Origin of the sequence: Pedobacter sp. HMWF019, from assembly GCF_003061025.1 — a bacterium.
Classification (GTDB): Bacteria; Bacteroidota; Bacteroidia; order Sphingobacteriales; family Sphingobacteriaceae; genus Pedobacter.
In genome coordinates, this window is the sequence record NZ_QAIL01000498.1 from 1 (window position 1) to 1,675 (window position 1,675).

A 1,675-nucleotide genomic window follows, 5' to 3' on the forward strand; every position below is an offset into this window, starting at 1 on the left:
GCTAAAAAATATTTAGATTAGAGTTAACCTAAAAAGAATCAATTGATTGTTTACTTATAAAACTAGATTATGCAAAAATTTAATGAGCTCAAAGAACTGCTAACTTCTGCTGAAAAGGAAGCCGTTGCATTTTACGAAAAGGGAAATAAAGCTGCAGGTACAAGACTGCGTAATGCCCTTCAGCAAAGTAAGGCACTGGCCCAGGATATACGCCAGGAAGTTACGGCTAAAAAGAATGCCAAATAACAGTACTAACTGTTTTATACATAAAAAGCCCGGTCAAAACACCGGGCTTTTTATGTAAGAGTTTTACAAATTATTCAGCAACTAGTTTATCTATCTCTGCATTGAATTCTTTGACATATTCTGTGTAATATTTTCCTGTGGCGGGTCCATTATAACCTGTGTATATTTTGGCCACATTTCCTTTTTTGTCTATGAATATGGTTGTTGGGAAAGAAAGGAAGCTATTTAAAGCAGGTAAGGATTCAGATACGCTTTTTGGATCGGCAGTCCCGGCAATTACCTGATCGTACTCAATATCAAATCTTTCTTTAAAACGACTCAATACTTTTTTGACATAGGCAGGTTCTGTTGTTCTTTCATAGTGAAGTCCAATTGCTTCTACACCACGACCTTTATTCTTTTTAAACCATGGTGCCAAAAAAGAGGCTTCATCCATACAATTAGGACACCAGCTGCCAGTGATGGTTAAAATTACGACCTTACCTTTATATTTTCCATCTTTTAAAGAGACTTGTTTGCCATTAAGGTCAGGGAAACTGAAATCCAAAGTCTTATAGCCATCTTTTAGGTAGGTTAATGAATAGGCGTCTGCAAGTGTTGCCTTCTCATTTCTTGTTCCACTAAATGTTTGTTTTCCACTAACACCAACTATGCCGCTGATCGCGCCATCGTCTAAAATAGTTCCTTCGTAATAACCCACACCAGAACCTATAAAAGTTGATAAATAGAATTTTTTTCCATTAACAACACCATCAAGAAATCTGGAATCTCCTGTAGATTTCAAGAAAGTTCCGCTGAGTTTTGCTCCATTTTGAGAAAATAAACCTACAGATTTAGTTTCTTTTCCTGATTGATCTTTAAACACAACTTCATAAGTACCTGACAGGTTTGCTGCTGGTTTTTCTTTAGGCTCATCAAACCTATATTTTTTCCCGAATTCTGCTTTTACTGGGGTTGCTCCCGAACCATTTTGCTTTCTCAGAACACCTTCAAGACTATTGTTACCAATTTTTAAAGCGAGTTCATTGTCAAACTGATCCAGGTAGATAAACAAAGAGTCCTTAACCTGTTTGAGCCTGTTGATCTCGAAATGTTCCTTTCCGTTGATTAAATAGACTTTTGCTTCTGCTGCAGTTTTTCCTTTGACTTCGAAATTAAAGGGTACTTCTTTACTATTGTTGAGCAGGAAAGTGCCCCTCCAGAAACCCTCCTGGATAAATTTTGATGGCGATTGTGCAAAGGTACATAAGGAAGATAAGCCTAAGACCATGGCGAGACTTGCACTTACAGTGATGGATTTGAAGTTCATAAGAACAAAGATATTGAAAAAATTAATACTATAGAGTTAGTAGTTTATTTTGACTTTGGAATGTTTTAGAGAATTAATCTAAATAATGCGTGTATTATTTAGACTTGATATAAATAATAT

General features: G+C 35.9%; 2 protein-coding genes. One reads left to right on the forward strand and one right to left on the reverse strand.

Translation table 11 applies throughout. From position 1 onward, the window contains the following. Positions 1 to 69 precede the first annotated feature (69 nt). A complete protein-coding gene (locus tag DBR11_RS25720; RefSeq protein ID WP_108555437.1) occupies positions 70 to 246 on the forward strand; it encodes a histone H1 in 177 nt (58 codons plus the stop codon). A gap of 70 nt (positions 247 to 316) precedes the next feature. Here DBR11_RS25720 and DBR11_RS25725 read toward each other — a convergent pair whose 3' ends face one another. Next, positions 317 to 1,555 carry a peroxiredoxin gene (locus DBR11_RS25725; protein WP_108555438.1) on the reverse strand — a complete coding sequence of 413 codons (1,239 nt, stop codon included), beginning with the start codon at positions 1,553 to 1,555 and terminating at the stop codon, positions 317 to 319. Positions 1,556 to 1,675 lie beyond the last annotated feature (120 nt).